Source organism: Vibrio hyugaensis, from assembly GCF_002906655.1.
Taxonomy (GTDB): domain Bacteria; phylum Pseudomonadota; class Gammaproteobacteria; order Enterobacterales; family Vibrionaceae; genus Vibrio; species Vibrio hyugaensis.
The window spans coordinates 1,099,759-1,118,077 of record NZ_CP025795.1 but is presented as its reverse complement, the minus strand read 5'-3'; the positions used below and the strand labels follow the sequence as shown (position 1 = coordinate 1,118,077).

Annotated in this window: 17 protein-coding genes; 7 read left to right on the top strand and 10 right to left on the bottom strand. The window is 45.2% G+C overall.

All coding sequences use genetic code 11. The features are described from left to right. Positions 1 to 65 precede the first annotated feature (65 nt). Complete coding sequence (locus C1S74_RS22100) at positions 66 to 1,628, top strand: DUF1800 domain-containing protein (protein WP_045401717.1); 1,563 nt, start codon at positions 66 to 68, stop codon at positions 1,626 to 1,628. Between the two features lie 9 nt (positions 1,629 to 1,637). Further along, positions 1,638 to 2,963, top strand: coding sequence for a DUF1501 domain-containing protein (locus C1S74_RS22095; protein WP_045401714.1), 1,326 nt, complete (start codon positions 1,638 to 1,640; stop codon positions 2,961 to 2,963). 90 nt (positions 2,964 to 3,053) lie between these two features. On the opposite strand, the gene C1S74_RS22090 is transcribed toward C1S74_RS22095, so the two are convergent. Next, positions 3,054 to 4,151 carry a ketoacyl-ACP synthase III gene (locus C1S74_RS22090; RefSeq protein ID WP_045401712.1) on the bottom strand — a complete coding sequence of 366 codons (1,098 nt, stop codon included), beginning with the start codon at positions 4,149 to 4,151 and terminating at the stop codon, positions 3,054 to 3,056. A gap of 165 nt (positions 4,152 to 4,316) precedes the next feature. Here C1S74_RS22090 and trxC point away from each other — a divergent pair, with 165 nt between their 5' ends. Next, on the top strand, positions 4,317 to 4,751 hold the full coding sequence (gene trxC, locus C1S74_RS22085) for a thioredoxin TrxC (RefSeq protein WP_045401709.1): 435 nt from the start codon (positions 4,317 to 4,319) through the stop codon (positions 4,749 to 4,751). A 176-nt stretch (positions 4,752 to 4,927) separates the two neighbouring features. Next, positions 4,928 to 6,088 (top strand): MFS transporter, encoded by a 1,161-nt coding sequence (locus tag C1S74_RS22080; protein WP_045401706.1) that lies wholly within the window; start codon positions 4,928 to 4,930, stop codon positions 6,086 to 6,088. A gap of 48 nt (positions 6,089 to 6,136) precedes the next feature. Here the strand turns inward: C1S74_RS22080 and C1S74_RS22075 are convergent, their stop codons facing one another. Next, positions 6,137 to 6,511, bottom strand: a complete 375-nt coding sequence (locus C1S74_RS22075) for a nitrous oxide-stimulated promoter family protein (protein ID WP_045401703.1) — start codon at positions 6,509 to 6,511, stop codon at positions 6,137 to 6,139. Positions 6,512 to 6,525: 14 nt separating this feature from the next. Beyond that, a complete protein-coding gene (locus tag C1S74_RS22070) occupies positions 6,526 to 7,035 on the bottom strand; it encodes a GNAT family N-acetyltransferase (RefSeq protein WP_045401700.1) in 510 nt (169 codons plus the stop codon). Positions 7,036 to 7,107: 72 nt separating this feature from the next. Between C1S74_RS22070 and C1S74_RS22065 the strand changes: the two genes are divergently transcribed. Beyond that, complete coding sequence (locus tag C1S74_RS22065) at positions 7,108 to 7,302, top strand: DUF2986 domain-containing protein (RefSeq protein WP_038865783.1); 195 nt, start codon at positions 7,108 to 7,110, stop codon at positions 7,300 to 7,302. Positions 7,303 to 7,375: 73 nt separating this feature from the next. Here the strand turns inward: C1S74_RS22065 and C1S74_RS22060 are convergent, their stop codons facing one another. After that, complete coding sequence (locus tag C1S74_RS22060; protein ID WP_045401698.1) at positions 7,376 to 9,544, bottom strand: TonB-dependent receptor; 2,169 nt, start codon at positions 9,542 to 9,544, stop codon at positions 7,376 to 7,378. A gap of 89 nt (positions 9,545 to 9,633) precedes the next feature. Beyond that, positions 9,634 to 10,374 (bottom strand): siderophore ferric iron reductase, encoded by a 741-nt coding sequence (locus C1S74_RS22055; protein WP_045401695.1) that lies wholly within the window; start codon positions 10,372 to 10,374, stop codon positions 9,634 to 9,636. Between the two features lie 415 nt (positions 10,375 to 10,789). On the opposite strand from C1S74_RS22055, the gene C1S74_RS22050 reads away from it, so the two are divergent. Beyond that, a complete protein-coding gene (locus tag C1S74_RS22050; protein WP_045401689.1) occupies positions 10,790 to 12,121 on the top strand; it encodes an anaerobic C4-dicarboxylate transporter in 1,332 nt (443 codons plus the stop codon). 99 nt (positions 12,122 to 12,220) lie between these two features. On the opposite strand, the gene C1S74_RS22045 is transcribed toward C1S74_RS22050, so the two are convergent. Next, complete coding sequence (locus C1S74_RS22045) at positions 12,221 to 12,709, bottom strand: LabA-like NYN domain-containing protein (RefSeq protein ID WP_038865790.1); 489 nt, start codon at positions 12,707 to 12,709, stop codon at positions 12,221 to 12,223. Between the two features lie 127 nt (positions 12,710 to 12,836). Between C1S74_RS22045 and C1S74_RS22040 the strand changes: the two genes are divergently transcribed. Further along, the gene (locus C1S74_RS22040; RefSeq protein ID WP_045401686.1) at positions 12,837 to 13,277 is read left to right on the top strand and encodes a DUF4174 domain-containing protein; all 441 of its coding nucleotides are present in this window, start codon (positions 12,837 to 12,839) and stop codon (positions 13,275 to 13,277) included. Between the two features lie 19 nt (positions 13,278 to 13,296). Here C1S74_RS22040 and cobA read toward each other — a convergent pair whose 3' ends face one another. The 4 genes from cobA to nirB all read right to left on the bottom strand — a co-directional run bounded on the left by cobA (position 13,297) and on the right by nirB (position 18,193). Continuing rightward, the gene (cobA, locus tag C1S74_RS22035; protein ID WP_045401683.1) at positions 13,297 to 14,058 is read right to left on the bottom strand and encodes a uroporphyrinogen-III C-methyltransferase; all 762 of its coding nucleotides are present in this window, start codon (positions 14,056 to 14,058) and stop codon (positions 13,297 to 13,299) included. Positions 14,059 to 14,265: 207 nt separating this feature from the next. Further along, a complete protein-coding gene (locus C1S74_RS22030) occupies positions 14,266 to 15,114 on the bottom strand; it encodes a formate/nitrite transporter family protein (protein WP_045401681.1) in 849 nt (282 codons plus the stop codon). Between the two features lie 177 nt (positions 15,115 to 15,291). Then, entirely contained in the window at positions 15,292 to 15,615 is a 324-nt protein-coding gene (nirD, locus tag C1S74_RS22025; RefSeq protein WP_005387969.1) for a nitrite reductase small subunit NirD, read from the bottom strand. A gap of 13 nt (positions 15,616 to 15,628) precedes the next feature. Continuing rightward, on the bottom strand, positions 15,629 to 18,193 hold the full coding sequence (gene nirB / locus C1S74_RS22020; protein ID WP_045401678.1) for a nitrite reductase large subunit NirB: 2,565 nt from the start codon (positions 18,191 to 18,193) through the stop codon (positions 15,629 to 15,631). Positions 18,194 to 18,319 lie beyond the last annotated feature (126 nt).

Sequence of the window (18,319 nt, the reverse complement as noted above, 5' to 3'; positions counted from 1 at the left end):
TCACCATGAGCTTCATTACTCCCGTTAAATGGATTTAAGTCGTTCCTTGGGTAAGCGAGTTAACTATGAGACGTCAGAAACAAAACGAAATATCTTGTTGGGTGCTTGGCTTTGTCGCAATGTTGCTGTTCTTTGTAGGCCCTGTATCTGCCGATGAAGACGACCCAGATCGAGCGATCGCCCGTTTTATCTATCAAACTACATTTGGTCCAACGCCTGAATTGCTCAAGCAAGTTGAACAAATCAGTTATCAAGACTGGATTACAAAACAAATTCTTCTACCTCCTACTTTTCACAGCGATCTTTACTCCACGCCCTTCAATAAAGGTGCACAAGCCAATCGAGAAAATGCTTGGTATCAAATAGCACTTACCGCCGACGATCAACTTAGACAAAGAGCAGCATATGCTCTTAGTCAAATTTTAGTGGTTTCCCGATATGGTGGCATTCTGTCTAGCAAGCCAGATGGCTTAACAAATTACTACGATTTGCTGGTTGAACATGCATTTGGCAACTATCGAGATTTGCTTTTACACACCGCCAAGCACCCTGTGATGGGTAATTACCTATCTATGATGGGCAGCGCGAAAGAAAACACCGTAACAGGAGCCCTACCAGACGAAAACTTTGCTCGGGAATTAATGCAGTTATTTACCATTGGTTTGTACCAACTCAACCTTGATGGCAGCGTTAAATTTGATCAAGAAACGGGCCAACCGTTAGCGACGTATTCACAAACAGACATACAAGAATTGGCACGCGCTCTGACTGGTTGGAACATGTCAGATACTGCGTTTGTGAAGCCGATGCGGGTGATTAGCAACCGTCATGATACAGGAGAAAAAACGGTACTTGGCACCACCATCCCTGCTGGCTTAACAGCAGATGAAGAACTAAATCGAGTGGTTGATATATTGATGGCACACAACAATATTGGCCCATTTGTGTCTAAGTTGTTGATTCAACGGTTTGTGACTTCTAATCCAACACCAGAATACGTTTCACGAGTCGCGTCGGTCTTTAACAATAACGGTGAAGGAGTGAAAGGCGATTTAAGTGCGGTAATTAAAGCCCTTTTGTTAGATGACGAAGCCAGAGGCTTAACCACTCACCGCCCAATGAAAATCAAAGAGCCAATTCTTGTTCTTACCAATTTTCATCGTGCTGCGGGATTAACCCTTACCGCATCGCGATACGATGGCGCTGTGACGTTAATGAACATCGCTAATCAAGGACCTATGCGTTCTCCTTCCGTATTCAACTTCTACTCACCCGATTACCAACCTTCATCAGATTTCGTTTTCACGGGCATGGTCTCACCCGAATACGAGTTGTTTGATTGGTCTGTCTACAGCGAACTGGTCGACTTTATGCTCTATAGCGTTCGAAAAGAATCCGATGCCACTTATACCCTTGATATGGATGAACTCTACAGCTTGTTAGACAACCATCCAGCGTTGGTCGAAGCCATTGATACTCGCTTCTTTGCTAAAACCGCTTCTGCGGAGCTGAAACAACTCATGCTCGATGTACTCGATAATTATCAGACTAACTATGTACCAAAAACCAAACTAGCCTTGGTGATCTTTACAGCGATTTCTGGCAGCGAATTTTACATTCAAGATTAGGAGCGAACTATGAACACTTCACGACGAAATTTTATCAAAGGAACCGCTTCTCTTGGTGCATTAGCGACCGTTGGACTTCCGGCTTACACTCTCGCTTCCCCGAATGACGATTTTAGAGCCCTAATCTGTGTCTATTTGGCGGGGGGTAACGATGCGATTAACACCATATTGCCACTGTCTGATTTTCATTATGACCAATATGCAGACGTGAGAGGCAAGTTATCCGTTGCAAAAAACACTATTATTCCGATTGGGCTAAATGCGACAGACAAACAAGGTAATACCGTCCCTTTAGGGATGCACCCCAAACTTGCAAGGTTATCAGAGATGTTTGATAACGGTGACGCTACCGTTGTGCTCAATAGCGGAATTCTAGAGCAACCAATGACTAAGCAGGCGATTGAATCTGGTGAAGTCCCTTTACCAAACCAATTGTTCTCACATAATTCTCAAACAAATTCTTGGCTACGTGGTGGGATGGACGAATTTACCAACCTAGGTTGGGCAGGCAGAATGTTAGACGTAATGAACCCTTCTTCCGAAATTACGCCACTGTATAGCGTACATGGTGATTCCCTTTGGTTGCGTGGATTAGAACAACGTCAAACGGTGCTAAAAAAAGACCGAGCAGTACAACTGAGTGCCTTGGGCAATCCGTTATACAAAGAGATTTATGACCAACTCCAATCAACACCAACAAATAACCCTTTCAGTGGCCATTTCAATCTCATGGTTGATGAATCTATGACCATGAGTGGCGTTTTAGCTCAACAATTAAATGATGTTGATAACGCCCCTCTTTTTACTTCAAGTACGTTAGGTAAACAAATGCAAACCGTCTACAAACTGATTGCGAGCCAAGGTGCGTTGAATCAACATCGCCAAGTATTCTTCGTTAAGCACACTGGCTATGACGTCCATGATTCACAGTTGTCTAAGCATCCAGCATTACTTGGCGATCTCGCCACGAATTTGTTTGCTATGTACCGCGCCATCGAAGGTCTAGGCATGAGTGACAATGTCACGACATTTACTATGTCTGACTTTGGGCGAAGAATGACAAACAATGGTAACGGCACTGACCATGGTTGGGGTGGACATCAGCTCGTAATCGGTGGTGCGGTGAAAGGCTCTCAACCCATTGGAACTTGGCCTGAGTTGGTATTAGGTGGCGAAGATGACTATTCCAAAGGTCGTCTGATTCCGAAAATAGCAGCGGACCAAGTTGGCGCGACACTCACGCAATGGATGGGCATTGGTGATAACGCGGCGTTGGATTATGTATTTCCAAACATCCGTAATTTCTCAACCTCAAACTTAGGCTTCATGTCTTGATTTACTCAGTGACAAACACAACAAAGGGAGCGCGATGCTCCCTTTGTTGTGTTTCAGTTTTCATGAACTGCCACTATTTAACCAACTGGCTTAAGCATCTTCGCCACGTGGACGTTCATTACAAAGCTTGATAGCACGCTCTAGCAGTTCAAGAGCTGACTTATCTGATGGTGGTAATACAGCGTCGCTCTCAGCAACTGGCGTGACGCGGTCACCCCATTTAAGCACCGCAGCCCCCCATGTTAAACCTGCACCAAATGCTGCAAGTAGCATGTTGTCCCCTGGCTTGACGCGGCCTTGCTCTAGTGCTTCGCATAGCGCGATTGGCACCGTCGCCGCCGATGTATTGCCGTAGTTTTGAATGTTAACAAACGCTTTTTCTTGAGGGATCCCCGAAAGGTCACACAAGGTTTGAATGATGCGGATGTTCGCTTGGTGTGGAATAACCACATCAATTTGGTCAGTAGTTAGTTGAGATGCTTTCAATACGGTTTTCGCGGCTAAGCCCATGCCTTTAACTGCACGTTTAAAGATCTCTTGACCCACAAAGTTGAAATCCCAGTAACCGTTGTCTTCAGCAAAACGGTCCATGCATGTACCAAACTTTGGAACAGCGAGAATGTCACGCCCTTTTGCATCACAACCAATTTGTGATTGTAGAAGACCGGTTTCTTGTTCTGTACGTGTCAGAACTACTGCACCAGCACCATCACCGAACAATACCGCAGTATCACGCATTGCCCAGTCAATGTAGAAAGAAAGACGTTCAGCACCAATGATGATCGCATTACGGTAGTTGCCCGATTGAATCAAACGCGTGCCAGTTTCAAGACCGTAGACAAAACCCGTACATGCCGCGTTTAAATCGAACGCAGCAGCAGAGCGAATACCAAGATTTTGTTGCACCTTAGAGGCAATGTTTGGGATAAGAGAATCAGGAGAGCATGTCGCAACAATGATAAGGTCGATGTCACTCGCTTCTACACCAGCACGTGCCATTGCATGTTGCGCGGCTACCGTTGCCATGTCTGACGTATTTACGTGACTAATGCGACGGTTTTCAATACCAGTACGGGTGCGAATCCATTCATCTGAAGTTTCAAGGAAAGTGCTAAGGTCGTCGTTAGAGAGCGTAGCTGGTGGAAGGCATTTTCCCCAGCCAGTAATTTCAGCGTAGTAATTTGTCATCGCAGACCTATTTATTGTTGTATTTTAATGAAATTTCTTAGAACCTGTTCAGGTCCAAATACAAACCTGTCATATCGTATTTCGACAGGTTAAAAAATAAGTATACAAATAATGAGGCTGACTGGTAAGTCATGTTTTCATCAAGTTGTCATAAAGGAAGAAGTCATGTCATCGTTTAAAACTCGTTGCCCGTCTTGTGGCGGTTTAAATCGTGTCCCTAATGAGCGAGTCGCTGAATCAGCAAATTGTGGCAAATGTAAGAATGCCCTATTTGATGGCGCGCCAGTAGAAGGCACTATCGATAATTTTTCTGCATTACTACAAAGTGAGACGCCAGTTGTGGTCGATTTCTGGGCACCATGGTGTAATCCATGTGTTGGTTTTGCACCTGTTTTCTCGGATGTCGCACAAGAACAGGCCGGAACCGCTCGTTTTGTCAAGATTGATACGGAAGCTCAACAACAATTGGCTGCTCAGTTCGGCATTCGTAGTATCCCAACCATCATGGTTTTCAAGAATGGCCAACGCGTTGATATGATCAACGGAGCTTTACCGAAAACTCAATTCGATCAGTGGTTAAATCAAGCACTTAACAAATAAACTTCTTCGCCGGCCTAGCTCTCAGGCTGGCGTTTTTATGCAGCTTTTCTTCATAGAATTTCGATAAATATCTTTTGTCGAAACGACTCAAATATATCGTTTTACTTGCCTATTAATTAGCCTCATATTCGCGCCGAATAACCCCTGAATTTTACTTAACTTATAGGCGCAAAACATTGGAAAACACAGTCGTTCCCGCAGCATCACCACGAGTCACAGTTCCTGTCGTAGCACTGTCTCTTTATGCAGTGGCATCAGGCTATTTGATGAGTTTGATTCCGCTCATGCTTGGTGAATACAACATCTCTGCTGATTACGCGAGTTGGTTGGCGAGTGTGTTCTATGGCGGCCTATTAGTTGGTGCCATCTTCTTTGAGCGTATAGTGCGAAGTGTTGGTCACCGCAAAGCCTTCGTTGGCTGTCTGGCGACTTTCTCTCTAACGATTGTTGCGTTACCAATGATTCCAAATGGAATCGTATGGCTCGTAGCGCGTTTTATCGCTGGTATGGCGGTTGCTGGCGTGTTTGTGATTGTTGAATCATGGCTAATGTCTGGCGATGAGTCATCTCGTGCAAAACGCTTAAGCCTGTACATGCTTTCTCTATACGGAGGTTCGGCACTTGGTCAATTTGGTATTGGCATCCTGGGCGTAAGCGGCGGTGTGCCTTTCGTAGCGATCACAACGTTGATCCTAATGGCAATGCTAGTATTACTGTTCATTGATTGCGAGCAACCAAACAGCCATGAATCAACCGCACTATCGTTTAAACAAATTTCTAAGCTAAGCCACGCCGCGATCATTGGTTGTATCGTTTCTGGCCTTACCTTGGGCGCGATCTACGGTTTAATGCCAGTCGAGCTAGCAAACCGTAAAATCAGCCACCAAGACATTGGTACCTTAATGGCACTTGTCATCCTTGGCGGCATGTTGGTTCAACCTATGGTGACCACGCTAAACAAATACATGGCTCGTACAGTATTGATGGCGTTCTTCTGTATCTTGGGTATTTTCTCTATCGGTTTGACATTTGTTTCAACGTCAGCGGTGGTTCTAGCAGTAGCTCTGTTCCTATTGGGCATGGCAACCTTTGCACTATACCCAATTGCGATTAACTTGGGCTGTGAAGGCTTAGAAGAGCGTTTCATTGTGTCAGCGACGCAAGTTATGCTGTTCAGCTACAGTGTTGGCTCAGTGGCAGGTCCTGTGGTAGCAGACAAGTTCATGGGTCAAATGCACGGCTTGCTAGGCTATCTTTTTGCGGCTTTGCTTGCGACTTGCATCTACATGCTCATCGCTGCAACAAAATCAAAGCATCAAATGGCTGCGGGTTTGTAAAATCCTGACCAAATCAATCTGAAACGAGGACCTAGTGTCCTCGTTTTCTTATTTGTTCATTCTCCTGTGCCGATTCGATGCATTGGGAGCAGGCTTTTCTGGAACCTCACGTTTCTCATGCACCAAGTGGCGAATCGCTAAGATTGGATGCCTGAGTAACATTCGAGGCCCGGAATAGCGCATGATTAAGCGCATTTGTTCTTTAGGGGCTGGTTGGTAGCAGTGAATTGGACATTTGTTGCAGGTAGGCTTGTCTTCACCGTAAGGACAACGATCAAGGCGCACTTCTGCATATTCTAATAATTCACGACATTCCGCGCACAACTCACCTTTCGTACCATGGTGATATTTGCAATAGACCTCTACCATGGCTTTGACGGTTTTAAATTCAGTGGCGAGTTTGCCCAGTAAAATGTCGCTCATTGTTCACCCTTTGATTACAGCGTCATGGTGTAGAGTTGTAAAGTTCGACCATTATCGTAAGTCTGCTCAATACGTTCAAACTGAAAACCTAATTTTTCTAGCAAACTTATACTGCGAATATTGTCATTATTGGTGATCGCCACCAAGTTTTCTATCTTCATGCTGTCACGAGCAAACTCTACCACGGCTGTGGCAGCTTCGATGGCGTAACCTTTCCCGTAGGCGTGAGGTAGGTATCCATAGCCGATATCAAATGCCGTCAGGGTGTCTCTCTTCACTAAGCCACAAATGCCGATGGGTTGTTTGTCGGCTTTCGTTTCAACCACCAGCAAGCTAACGCCTTTTGATTCTTGCATGTGGAGCATGTTTTCTTGGATGTAGCGTCGAGCTTCTTCAACAGTGCGTATTTGCTTGTCTCCAACGAAGCGATAGAAGTCAGGATGGTTGTAGAGCTCTAAAATAAACGGGGCATCATCTACACTAACAAGGCGAAGTGTCAGGCGTTCTGTAATAAGTGTTTTCATAAGGAATCCATTAGGCTTGTAACTTGGTGGAAAAATCACTATCCTGCCCCGCTAAATTAAAGGACCAACACCATGAACCGCAAGAAGAAAATCAACTCGATCTTAAAAGCGAAGTTGAAAAAACAAAATGCAAAGCTTCATAAGAGCAACAAGCCTCGCTACATCTCAAAAGCAGAGCGTGCGAAGATGGAAGCTGAAGAGCAAAACCAGACGGCAGAACAAACGTCTGAAAATGTGGCTGAAACGCAAACCACTGATGAAGCTTAAATAAGAAAAGCCGCATAACGCGGCTTTTTTTATCCAAATTTAACGTGCTTATTTGTATTTCGAATACTGACGTTTAGTACTCAAGGCTGTAGTTAAGCGTGAACGTACGGCCTCTTCCCTTGTAGTCATAAGCAGAAGACTCATAGTGAGTCGCATACAGGATTTGCGCACGTTGTCCCCACACCGTGGTGTAATCCTCGTTAAATAAGTTTTGGATTCCGAATCCTAACTGACCCATAGGTAGCGTCACGTTACCCAATAGATCAAACGTTGTGTAGCCGTCTAACTTGTTATTGGCATCATCTTCATAATCAAACATGGTTTGGCTCTGTAGGCGTAACGCGTAGTCGTTTTGATACCAAGCCGCCCAAGCATTCGCCTTTGATGTACTTGCTTTGCCTGCATTTAAATCTTCCCATTTGCCGTCAGTTTTTAGCTCAGACACCACATAGTGACCAGATGCACCGACGAGAATATCGCCAGTCACCCAGTAGTTGATGTTCGCTTCAGCACCGTAGACGCGTTGTTCGTCATCGACATTCGTAATCAAAAGTGTGTTACGATCGTACTTGATTGAGTTGTCGGATAATGAATAGTAACCCGCTGCTTGTAATGAGAGCGTGTCTTTATCCAGTCTGTAACCAATCTCATAACTGTCTGTTTTAATACCAGACATTTTTGAATCAGAGACGTTAATACTGTCTTGCAATGCATAATGACCATTTGCATCGACCGCTTCGTACGTCCCTTGACCATAATACTTCGCGGGGTCTGCTAATTGGAAACCTTGCGAGAAGTTCGCCCAAACTTGCGATTCATTATTGATCTGATAAATCGTGCCTAGGTTAAACAGACTTACCGAATAATCAGTACTGCCACCCGGTACAGAATCGGCAGATGTTCCTGCGCCCGCCGCAATTTTCTTCTGTGCGCTGTAGGCGACAAAGTCATCAATCTTGTTATCCATATATTGGTAGCGATAACCAGCTTGTACAGACCAATCCGGATTGATTTGGTAGTCACCTTGAACAAACAACGCATAAGAAGACACGTCGACACCAGGGTAACGACCGACTTCGGCGTATGTTTTATTTATCAGGTTGCCAGAGTCATTTGCAATGTTGGGATCAAACAGTGCTTGATTGCTGTCAAATCGGTCTAGATAGGCATCTACCCCATAAACTAAATCGAAAGATTGCCAAGCCTTCGCCAACGCTAAACGACCAGTAAATACTTCGGTTTCTTGTTGAGATGCACTTTGGAAGTATGGAGTAAACGTCTGGTCTTCATTACGGTAAGAAAGCTCACCAATTAACTGATGGCCAAATACCGCGTCATGGCTGTAGCTAGCGCTCAGGAGCAAACGCTCTGTGCCGTGTTCACGATCTGAATCAAACCCTTTACGTACATCCACAAAGTCGCGCCCGATAATGTACAAACCATACGGCGAATCTTGCTGGCTGTCGTAATACTGAGCAACAAGGTTAAGCTGGCTAGTTTCAGACGTTTGAATTTCTGTTGACCCCATGACATCGAGCGTCGAATTGTACTGAAGTGATCCTTGAGAGATATCTGGTGTGACAATGTCACCGTTCCCATCGTAAAAACCTTGCGTTTCACTGTACACGACAGCGCCACGCGCTGTGACTTTTTCGTTGCCACCAGAAATAGACTGTGCGACTTTGTAATCGAAGTCTTCACTGCTGTTAAAACCCGATGTACCACTAACAAAAGACTCAAATGCAAGATCTTCAGAAGCCGCTTTCTTAGTTACGATATTAATCACACCACCTGTCGCGCCAGCACCATAAATCGATGTAGCCCCTGAAAGCACTTCAATTCGTTCAATATTAAATGGGTCTATGGCTTCAAGTTGACGACTGATTGGGCGAGAAGATTGCAGCGACACCCCATTTATCATCACAAGCATGGCTCGGCCGCGTAAGTTTTGACCGTAGTTGGTTCTTCCGCCGGTACCAACGTCCAATGACGGAATTGTCGCAGAGAGAATATCACCCAGCGTTTTACCCGCTCGATATTGTTGAGAAATTTGTTCTTGATCGACAAACCAAACAGTGCCGGGTATATCCGAAATGGATTTAGGAACAACGCTACCTACGACCACCATTTGCTCGTCGGCATTTTCCTGTTGAAGAATAGATTGGTCAGCGAGGGCCTGTGCTGCATAGCCACTGCTCATCGCGAGCATGATGAGATTAAGAGAAAACTTCCTTTTTATCATTGTCTTTATCTTTTTATAAACTTAAAGAGGTGATAATAATACTCATTCGCACTCACATATCGAGCATTGTTACATATGTTATCAATATGTTAGCCCTGCATGTTTCTCGATCTGATTAACTGTTTATTTTTATCCGTTCTTGGGCAGTCTTCGCAGAGTTGTCTTCCTTCGCATTTGTAAACCAGACAGCAGCTCTTGCGTACTAATTTTAGTGGCTGCTCTTCGCCTACATTATACAAAGACGAGACGTTAGTCGTATTCAATCCAAGCGCCTCTAACCACAAATTGGCTTGGGCTTGAATCATCTCATTAGTAAATTGCGGAAAGTTTTTTTGTAGTCGTAGTAAGCAAGACATAACGCCATCAGACATCAATTGTTGAGTAAATCCGGGGCGAATTCTTGTCCATTCGCTCATTTGGGTTTGGTAAAAGTCGTAAACCTCACGTATTTGCCCACCCGCTTCTTTTATTAAGTCCTCGATTTCCCCGTGAACATGTTGTTCATCAGGGAAACGGTACCCCGTGACAAAACCGGAGTGAACGTATTGCCCCATGCCTCTTAGGTTAGGTAGCGTGTGAAAGCCATAAATAGAGATGAACGCCACGAACATCGGTTGCCAACACAGTAAGTCCCATGTTCGCGTAAGCCAATACGCCTTACCCGCTTCTGGGTGCGCCTCTGAGAGCGTTTGATAGAGTCCTTGAACGATTGGATTGATATCATTGTCGATATGGATAGCATCAGTTTCAATTGCACCAATACTGCCATGTAAATAAGGCGTAACCTCTTTGGAGTAATGAAATAGTTGTGGGAAGAATTGCTCGGACATGGCTGTGCTTACTTGTTTACTGATGTTTTTATTTGAAAGCAGTTATACTCAAGCATCAAAATGAATGCAAATAGTTATCAGTATGATTCGCCGCTCTGTGCAAGTGATCAATAAGAAGAATCTCTTGTTTTTATCAAGTCCAAACTCAAGCCAACAGCCACATAGGATGAAATTTAAACAAACATGGGTCAGATCAATGCACCAAAATAGTCAGGTTTAACCTTAGACACGGACGATTCAAACATTCCCACAACACCCTTTCAATGCACCATTAACACTGATGCTGCTCAGCGTGAGTTAATCCCAATAATTGGACATTGCTGTTTCCTATAAAACGGAATGTGAACAAAGCTAAGTATTTTTTCCTTGAATATCGAAACAATAGAAATCCCTGTTTCTAATAAGGAAATTAAACATGTTGTATCTTGAGTTTATGTTCTTACTCGTGATGCTGTATATCGGCTCACGGTATGGCGGCATCGGTCTTGGTGTCGTTTCTGGTATTGGTTTGGTGATTGAAGTCTTTATCTTTAAAATGCCGCCTACCTCCCCACCTGTCACCGTTATGCTTATCATCCTTGCGGTGGTCACTTGTGCGTCAATCTTAGAAGCGGCTGGTGGCTTAAAGTACATGTTGCAAGTCGCTGAGCGTGTGCTGCGTAAGAACCCAAAACGCGTGACCTTAATTGCGCCATTTGTCACTTACTTTATGACTTTCTTATTAGGTACAGGTCATGCCGTCTACTCAATCATGCCAATCATTGGTGATGTAGCGTTGAAGAACGGCATTCGTCCTGAGCGCCCAATGGCAGCGGCATCGGTTGCTTCTCAAATCGCGATCACTGCGTCACCAATCTCAGCAGCAGTGGTTTACTACCTTGCACAATTGTCTGATATCCAACACGAGATCACCCTACTTTCTATTTTACTCGTTACTGTGCCTGCCACATTGTTCGGTACTTTGCTGATGTCCCTTTACAGCTTAAAACGCGGTAAAGAACTTGAAGACGATGAAGAATACCAAGAACGTCTAAAAGATCCGGTTTGGAGAGACAAAATCCTGAATACAACCGCAACTTCGCTCGATGAAATATTGCCCGTAAGCGCACGTAATTCAGTATTGCTATTCATTCTGTCGATTCTCGTGATTGTAGTGATTGCTATGTGGCCGGAAGTTCGAACTATTGTCGACGGCGGCAAGCCAATCAGTATGGCGGTGGTTATCCAAATGATGATGCTCTGCTTCGGCGGTATCATTCTGCTTGCGACAAAAACCGATCCACGTGATGTTCCGAACGGCGTGGTCTTCAAATCCGGTATGGTGGCTGCGATTGCGATCTTCGGTATCGCATGGATGTCAGACACCTACTTCCAATACGCAATGCCTCAATTTAAATCTGGCATCGTTGAAATGGTAACTAGCTACCCTTGGACCTTCGCACTTGCACTATTCATCGTATCGGTTGTGGTCAACTCTCAAGCGGCGACAGCACGAATGATGCTACCGGTTGGTTTGGGCCTTGGTTTGGAACCTGCGCTACTTATCGGTTTAATGCCTGCCGTTTACGGTTACTTCTTTATTCCCAACTACCCTTCAGATATCGCGACTGTGAACTTTGATACTTCAGGTACAACGAAGATTGGTAAATGGTACTTCAACCACTCTTTCATGTCGGTAGGTTTAATCGGTGTGATTGGGGCGTGCTGCTTGGGTTACTTATTGGGACAAATGATCATCCCATCATAAATCACGTTTAATATTTTGGGGCGAGTCATTGTACGTTTACGTACAGCCTGAAGTGACTCGCCCTTTCTTTGATTCTCGAAGCTATACAGCTGGGCGAGATTAGAGAAGAAAGTCTTCATCGATGGCGACGAAGTTATCGGCACAATCGATCAAGGTTTGCGACGTAAGCCTAGGTACGCCATACACTGTGACTCTCTTATTGAAGCGCTGCTGAATTCGCTCAACCAGCAAGCAAAAATCACCATCACCAGAGACCAATACGACTTCATCTACGTCTTGTGCTACCTCGATGGCATCCAGTGTAATACCCACATCCCAATCGCCTTTTGCACTGCCGTCACGTCGCTGAATAAACGGTTTAAGCATGACTTCGAAGCCGACACCACGCAGGATATGGTGAAATTGACGCTGCTTCGGGTCATTACTCGCAATCGCATAAGCTTTTGCACTCGCCACTTCTTTCCCTTGTGTCGCAACATACCAAAACTGGTTGTAATCAAAATTGCTGCGGTACGCTTCGCGGCAGGTGTAATACACATTCTGCACATCAACCAAGATGGCGATCTTTTGTTTGCTTTCCGAATTCATCGAGTTCTATGCCTTATTTGTTTGTGCCATACCCTAAGCGAACTTGCGCCAAAGCACAATGAACTAATTCCACTAAACTTATCGTATAACCTGATAATCGGTGTTTCGCGTTTCAAGGAGGGAAACCATGAACAAGTCTACTATAGTCGTGTTGCTTTCATGCCTCATATCAAGTGCCGCGTTCGGTTACCCTGCCCACTCTCAATATTGGCCACACCGCAGCGTCTTATATTTTGCGCCAGAAAACGACAATCATGTGAAACAGTTTTTGCTCGAGGCTCTAATGAATGAGTGTGAACTTGAAGACAGAGACGTGATAACGCTCGTCATTGCAGAAGATGGGTATACAGAGCCGTCTTGGTTGAAAGAAGAGTTTGACCTTAAGATGCTCGCCGCACTTTACGAAGTTGAAAAAGGTCAACATACCGCGATTCTACTAGGCAAAGATGGCCAAGAAAAACACCGTTGGGGAGCGCAAACGGATTGGCAGTTCATCAACAATCTTATCGATGAAATGCCAATGCGAAAAAGGGAAATGCAGCAAAAACGCAATCCCTGTGCAATTTAATGTCCGGCGATAAGGGCGTTTACGATTTGCCGAACCAATCCAGTTTGTTGTGTAGTTTTGTGACACTGCCTACCACAATCAATGCAGGGCTGATTGCTTTCTCCGCCATGTTCGATAGCTCGTTCAACTTTCCTTGGAACACACGTTGTTCCTCACGAGTACCGTTTTCTATGATAGCGCATGACATTTCTGGGTCTAAGCCATGAGTAATCAGTTTGTCCATGATATGACCGCTTTGTTTCAAACCCATGTAAAACACAAGCGTGTTGTTAGATTGCGCTAATGAATGCCATTCAATTTCGCGCCCATCTTTTTGTACATGGCCCGTGATGAACTGTACGCTTTGTGCATGGTCACGGTGCGTTAATGGAATACCGGCATAAGCCGTTGCACCCGCCGCCGCCGTAATACCCGGCACCACTTCGTATTTGATGCCAAATTCTGCCAGCTCTTCCAGCTCTTCACCACCACGGCCAAAGATAAATGAATCACCGCCCTTTAGACGCACAACGCGTTTACCTTCTTGCGCTTTCTGGACCAAGATTTGGTTGATTTGATCTTGAGGTACGCAGTGAAAGTCCAACTTCTTGCCAACGTAGATCATCTCTGCTGATGCGTGAGCCAATTCTAGAATGTCTTTCGACACCAATCGGTCGTAAACCACAACTTCGGCTGCTTGAATGGCTTTTAAGCCTTTTACTGTGAGCAAATCAGGATCACCAGGACCGGCACCAACAAGAGAAACAAAGCCGCTGTTTAAAGATGAGTTAACAGTAGTCATATCAACGCCTATCGAAAAAATTTAGATATAAAGAGTAACACTCGCGTTATGCACTTAGGGCTAAAACCACTCTAAGGAGTTATTACTTTTTATAGCTAAACCAATAAATATGTCGCGAAAGCGAAAGTTAAAAATTGAAATCCAAGTTAGAGAATGGTCCCGCCCATCCAGAAGCGGGACCATATTAAGCGAGTTACCAGTTAATGGTTATTTAGCCATTGCAGGTTGTGCTTTTACTTCTTGTTCAGCATTGATAGAAGGCGCAGTTTTTGCGTGAGTTAGGTACAGTGGAATACAAGTCATCACTAGACCACCAACAATGTTACCTAGGATGGTTGGGACAAGGTTGAAGTTCAACCAAGTCGCGATACCAAAATCAGCACCTAGGATCATACCTAGTGGGAATAGGAACATGTTTACTACTGTGTGCTCAAATACTAGCGCGAAGAAGATGAAGATTGGGAACCACATCATTGCCACACGGCCAGACACTGAACGTGCAGTCATGTTGCCGATAACGCCTAGACACACCATTAGGTTACAGAAGATGCCGCGTACGAAACACGTGATCCATCCGTCCATACCCATGTTTTCAAAACCAAGGCTACGCGCGGTAGAAACAGCGACAAATTTCTTCGCTACTGCGTTCAGTTCTAGAGAGAAGTTACCTGTCAGTGAGATAGCCACTAGGTAAGCAACGATTAGAGAACCGATAAGGTTACCCAAGCCTACAAGACCCCAACAACGGAAGATACGACCCCAAGTGATACCAGGACGGTTTGCAAACTTAGCCAGAGGCGCTAGACCAAAAACACCTGTTACTAGGTCGTAACCCATCACACTTAGAATCACGAAACCAACTGGGAAGACAAGCGCACCCACGATGCCAATACCGGTTTGAACCATAGTGGTAATTGCAACGACAACCGCTAGCGAGAGGATGATACCCGCCATAGTACCGCGAAGTAACAAATCACGAGTGCTAGTGTTGGTTTTCGCTTCACCCACGTTGATCATGGTTTGAACGAATTCTGCAGGCTTATAATCAGTAGACATGAATGTGTCCTTATTCAAAAGTGAAAGTTAAAAATTAAAGATTGAATAGAGAAAGGCTTGCCGCTGAGTAACACCTAGCTTCCCTGTCCCCGCAGATGAACCACGGAAAGCCTTTACCTATTAAATCTAGATTTCGGTTCATTCCCTCCCCCTTAGAGGAGGGAATAGAAACCAAGCTTATGCAGAAATTTCTACTTCGCCGTTGGTTACGCGCGTTTTGTATGCTTTCACGCTAAAACGCTCGTCTTCCATGCACGCACCTGTTGTCAGGTTAAAACGTTGCTTCTTAAGTGGGCTAGCCACCCAAAGCTCGCCTTGGTGCTCACAGATCAAACCGCGAGAAAGCACGTTTGATTGGAAGAACGGGTCTGTGTTGCTGATCGCCAGCACTTCTTCTGCTTGTGTTGGGCGGAATACCGCAACTTGCTGACCATCAACCAGTGCACAAACACCCGTGCCCGGTACGATGTCGCTGATTTGGCAAATCTTTTCAAATGACATAATCAACCTTCCCTTATGCTTCAGTGATCGCTACGTGTAGGATGTCGCCTTTCGCTTCAGGGTGTTTTTCCGTGAAGGTTGCTGGGCGGTGCTGTTCACGCTCTTGTACAAACACAACGTTGTCATCGCGCTTGTCAGAGTTGATGAAGTGCGCGAAACGAGTCAGTTGTGATTCGTCGTTGATAGTCGCAGTCCACTCACACTCGTACTCGTCTACAAGCTTCGCTACGTCAGCTTCTAGTTGAGCGTTGATGCCAAGTTTGTCGTCAACAATCACTTCGCGTAGGTAGTCAACGCCACCTTCCATGTTTTCCATCCAAACTGATGTGCGTTGTAGTGGCGCAGCAGTACGGATGTAGAACATCATGAAGCGGTCGATGTACTTGATTAGCGTTTCTTTATCTATGTCACTTGCAAGTAGGTCTGCGTGACGAGGTTTCATACCACCGTTACCACATACGTACATGTTCCAACCTGCGTCAGTCGCGATGATGCCAAGGTCTTTACCTTGTGCTTCTGCACACTCACGAGTACAGCCTGAAACACCGAACTTCATCTTATGAGGTGTACGGATGCCTTTGTAACGGTTCTCGATGTAAGAACCTAGACCAACAGAATCTTGGACGCCGTAACGACACCAAGTAGAGCCCACACATGTCTTCGCCATACGAAGTGCTTTTGCGTACGCTTGACCTGTTTCGAAACCAGCGTCGATAAGCTTGCGCCAGATCTCTGGAAGATCGTCTTTTTGAGCACCAAACAGACCAATACGTTGAGCACCGGTTACTTTGGTGTATAGGTTGTATTCTTCAGCAACGTTCGCTAACGCACCCAGTGCTTGAGGTGTTACTTCACCACCCGCCATACGTGGGATGACAGAGTAAGTACCGTCTTTTTGGATGTTACCTAGGAAGTTATCGTTCGTGTCGTGCAGCTTAACCAGTTGTGGCTTAAGAATGTGCTCACCCCAGCAAGAAGCCAAGATAGAACCAGCCAGTGGTTTACAAACTTCACAACCGTAACCTTTACCGTATTTCTCTAGAAGCTCATCAAACGTTTTGATCTCTTCAATGCGGATTAGGTGGAACAACTCTTGGCGTGAGTATGCAAAGTGCTCACACACGTCGTTCTTCACTTCGATACCAGATTTAGCAAGCTCAGCATTTAGAACAGACGTCACGAGAGGAATACAACCACCACAGCCTGTACCTGCGCCAGTCACTGCTTTGATGTCACCCAATGTGTGGTGACCATCAGCAACCGCTTGAGCGATCTTGCCTTTGGTTACGTCGAAACAAGAACAGATCACTGCGCTTTCTGGTAGAGCGTCTGCACCTAGTGCTGGTTTCTCTGCGCCTGCGTGTGCAGGAAGGATCAACGCATCTGGGTGTTCTGGTAGGTCGATTTCGTTCAACATAAGTTGAAGCAGGTCGCCGTAGTCAGACGTATCGCCAACCATAACCGCGCCAATCAGTTTCTTGTTGTCTTCAGAAACGATAAGACGTTTGTAAACTTCTTGCTCTTCGTTTTGGTAAACGTAACTCTTACAGCCTTCAGTACGACCGTTCGCGTCACCGATAGAACCAACTTTCACGCCCAACAGTTTCAGCTTCGCAGACATGTCAGCGCCTTCGAATTTGCTTTCTGTGTTACCTAGTAGGTGATCAACAGCAACTGTCGCCATCTTGTAGCCTGGAGCAACAAGGCCGTAGAACATTTCGTTCCAAGACGCACATTCACCAATCGCGTAGATGTTCTCATCAGAAGTCTGACAATGGTCGTTGATAGCAACACCACCACGAGGTGCCACTTCTAGCTCCATTTGGCGTGCAAGTTTGTCTTGTGGACGAATACCAGCAGAGAATACGATGAAGTCTGTTTCTAGCTCAGAACCGTCAGCAAAACGCATAACGTTGCGTGCGTTTGTGCCTTCTGCCGCAATCTCAAGCGTGTTTTTGCTGGTGTGAACGTTCACGCCCATACGTTCGATTTTTTGACGAAGCTGATTACCACCAGCAAGATCAAGCTGCTCAGCCATCAGTTTTGGTGCGAACTCAACCACGTGAGTTTCCACACCCAGAGCTTTTAACGCGCCTGCTGCTTCAAGGCCTAGAAGACCACCACCGATAACCACACCAGATTTGCTTTTCTTCGCACACGCTTCGATCGCTTTTAGATCTTCGATAGTGCGGTAAACAAAACAATCTTTGCTTTCATGACCTTTGATAGGCGGTACAAATGGGAATGAGCCAGTAGCAAGAATCAGCTTGTCGTATTTAATTTCACGACCTGTGCTTGAATAAACAATACGGTTTTCACGGTTGATATTAATCGCGCGCTCGCCGATCAGCATGTTAATACCGTGTTTCTCGTAGAAGCCTTCTTTCACTAAAGAAAGTTCATCTGCAGTATGGTGAGAAAAGTAAGAGGAAAGGTGCACACGGTCGTATGCGACACGAGGTTCTTCACAGAAAACCGTAATGTCCATATTAGACATATCAGCTTTCTCGACTAAGTCTTCAATGTAACGGTGGCCTACCATACCGTTACCGATGACTACTAGCTTCAACTTGCTCATTGTACTTCCTAAGGGTTAGGTTCTTATCACTGAGCGCATTGTTAATTGTGAAAGAAAATTAATACATGATGTAAATCAATTACGGAATTAAACTACCCTAAAGGGGTAGGAGCAGTTTTTAAACAG